This window comes from Francisella sp. SYW-9, from assembly GCF_008711465.1.
GTDB lineage: Bacteria > Pseudomonadota > Gammaproteobacteria > Francisellales > Francisellaceae > Francisella.
Genome location: NZ_VXKQ01000082.1, coordinates 1 through 583 on the forward strand (window position 1 = coordinate 1; position 583 = coordinate 583).

Here is a 583-nt window from a genome sequence, read left to right on the forward strand (position 1 = left end):
TTTTTTCAATTAGCGTTTTTAATTCCTGTTCAGTTGCAATAGACATTTTTATTTTCTGGTATTTTTATATTTTTTAACTTTTCATTTATCGACTTATTGACATTCATTGATCAAGCAATCGATGGCATAATGATCACTTTTTCTTTTTCCATCAATGGTTGCTTTTACTTTTTTTAAATAGTCGAGTTTATCTTTTATGGGCTGGTGATTGAGTTCATTCAGATGATAGCCGCCAATTAATATTTTTTGTTTGACTAGTAGCTTTCGATGTTTTGTGTTTTCAATAGCGAGAATCTGTTGTTTTCTTTTTTTCAAAATATCCAGTTTTTGATTAATCTGATCAATCCGTTTACTTTGGCTATTGTCTTTATTTGTTTCGTTTATTGTTTTGGTCATAATAAAAAACTTTATTTACTCAATCTACTCAGCAACACATAATCACATCATAAATAGATTATTGACAAATATCAAATTGTTATTATTTACATTATGGTCGTTATTTATTATTAGTGAGCGAAGCGAACACATTGATGGTTACGCAGTAACCCAGCCATGAAATATTTTTTTAATTTTTAATAATATA

At 27.4% G+C, this 583-nt stretch carries 1 protein-coding gene; it reads right to left on the reverse strand.

Features of this window, described 5'->3' with window-relative positions:
* Window positions 1-93 precede the first annotated feature (93 nt).
* Window positions 94-396, reverse strand: a complete 303-nt coding sequence (locus F3D62_RS12625) for a hypothetical protein (protein WP_150468587.1) — start codon at window positions 394-396, stop codon at window positions 94-96.
* Window positions 397-583: the final 187 nt, after the last annotated feature.

Coding starts and splice junctions, on each gene's coding strand:
- F3D62_RS12625 (WP_150468587.1), bottom strand. CDS start 396: ATGACCAAAACAATAAACGAAACAAATAAAGACAATAGCCAAAGTAAA.